Here is a 1,282-nt window from a genome sequence, read left to right as displayed (position 1 = left end):
CTGCGGGTGCCGATAAATCATCCGGCCAGGTCAGGAGCTTGATCGTCGACGACGGGGCTTCCGTGCTGCCTCCCCGCTCGCGCCCGTGCTGTGCACGTGGACGGCGGTCGGGCGGCATCATGACCTGTCGTGCTGCCGCGCCTGGCCTACCTCGCCGTGACCAACACCTTCACCCTCCTGCGCCTGCTACCGAAGCGCGAGCGGGACAAAGACATCGAGATCCGCGCGCTGCGGCACCAGCTGCTGGCCCCGCGGCGCCAGGTCGGCAAGCCCGTGTTCACCGACACCGACCGCGCGGTCCTCGCCGGTTTGCTCCACCACCTCCCGAGCGACAAGCTGCGCCACCCCTTGCTGCCGGTACGCCCCGACACCATCCTGCGCCGGCACCGCGACCTGCTCAAACGACGCCACGCTGCGCACTGCGCACCCCGGCGGCGCGGACGACCGCCCACCGCCCGATCGATCCGCGCCCTGGTCCCGCGCCCGGCCCGCGAGAACAGCTCCCGGGGGGATCGGCGCACCCTCCCCCGGCCTTCGGCCGGGAGGCGCCCCCAGGCGAGCTCGCCACGCTGGGCGTCAAGGTCGCCGCCTCCACCGTCTGGGAGATCCTCCGCGAGCACGGCATCCCGCCCGCCCCCGAACGCCAGAGCACGACCCGGGCCGACTTCCTGCGCGGCCAGGCGGACGCGCTGCTCGCCTGCGACTTCTTCGCCACCCGCACCCCGACCGGGGCGCGCCTGTACGTCTGCGCCGCCATCGAGCACGCCACCCGCAGAATCCGGATCCTGGGCGCCACCGCACACCCCACCGCGGACTGGATGGTGCAGCTCGGACGCAACCTCGCCATGGACCTCAAGGACGCCGGCAGCAAGGCCAAATTCTTGATCCGCGACCGGGACTCGAGGTTCACGCCGGCCTTCGACGCGGTGCCGGCCGATGCCGGGCCGAAGGCCGTCCCCAGCGGCATCCGGATGCCCCGGATGAACTCCCTCACGAAACGGTGGATCCAGACCTGCCGGCGCGAGCTGCTGGACCACACCTTGATCTGGAACCAGCGCCACCTGCTCCACGCCCTACGCGAGTTCGAGTCGCACTACAACGGGCACCGGCCGCACCGGGCCCTGGGCCAAGCCGCCCCGCTCCGCTCACTGCCCGAACCGATCACCGAACCAGGACAGATCACACACCTGAAGACCCGCCGACGAGACCGGCTCGGCGACACCCTCCACGAGTACCACCACGCCGCTTGACCAGGGCGGATGATTATTCGGCACCCGCAGGG

1 protein-coding gene and 1 pseudogene are annotated in these 1,282 nt (G+C 71.5%); one reads left to right on the top strand and one right to left on the bottom strand.

Annotated features, from left to right (window positions below; translation table 11 throughout):
- Positions 1–186: 186 nt before the first annotated feature.
- A complete protein-coding gene (locus C1I97_RS42310; protein ID WP_258382934.1) occupies positions 187–411 on the bottom strand; it encodes a hypothetical protein in 225 nt (74 codons plus the stop codon).
- Here C1I97_RS42310 and C1I97_RS37445 point away from each other — a divergent pair.
- A pseudogene (locus C1I97_RS37445) lies at positions 310–1,250 on the top strand (integrase core domain-containing protein). The gene C1I97_RS42310 and the pseudogene C1I97_RS37445 overlap by 102 nt on opposite strands.
- Positions 1,251–1,282 lie beyond the last annotated feature (32 nt).

This window comes from Streptomyces sp. NTH33 (assembly GCF_003236365.1).
Classification (GTDB): domain Bacteria; phylum Actinomycetota; class Actinomycetes; order Streptomycetales; family Streptomycetaceae; genus Streptomyces.
The sequence above is the reverse complement of the archived record's forward strand: the minus strand, read 5'-3'. Positions and strand labels throughout refer to the sequence as shown.